Annotated in this window: 1 protein-coding gene; it reads left to right on the plus strand. The window is 46.0% G+C overall.

What is annotated here, in order from left to right; all coding sequences use genetic code 11:
- Window positions 1–318, plus strand: a 318-nt coding sequence (locus tag C6N31_RS44890; RefSeq protein ID WP_232486358.1) for a hypothetical protein, incomplete at its 5' end; no start/stop codon positions are given.
- Between the last annotated feature and the right edge of the window lie 121 nt (window positions 319–439).

The raw sequence follows: 439 nt of genomic DNA on the forward strand, positions 1-439 counted from the left end.
ACGACGCTCTTCCGATCTGGAATATATTACAACAAAGCGGAACAGTTACAGAGAAGGGACCCGGTGAAAGGCAACATACACGCACTACAAACAAGTCATTATTTGAACGAGAAGAAACATAACGGTATGAAACAAAGATTGTTGATTCTTCAGGAGGATCACTTGCAGTTGCAAGGGTTGCAAGTACAATTATCGCCACACTTGCATCCGTTCTCTGCACCTACGGCCATCTGGAAGTTACAGCCAGGTGACTGGCCAATTGGAAGGCCAAGAATCTTAGCACCGCTGGCCGAGAAATCCGACATCGACGATTCATGAATCATCTTGCAGCTGCCAGAGCCACAATTGCAGACGGAACCACAACCACAGGAAGACATTTGCAGCGAAAAGAGCAGAGACAGATAAGAAGCTACACAGAAACAGCAAACTAGCTTCAATA

The sequence above is a fragment of the Streptomyces fildesensis genome (genome assembly GCF_016107395.1).
Taxonomy (GTDB): domain Bacteria; phylum Actinomycetota; class Actinomycetes; order Streptomycetales; family Streptomycetaceae; genus Actinacidiphila; species Actinacidiphila fildesensis.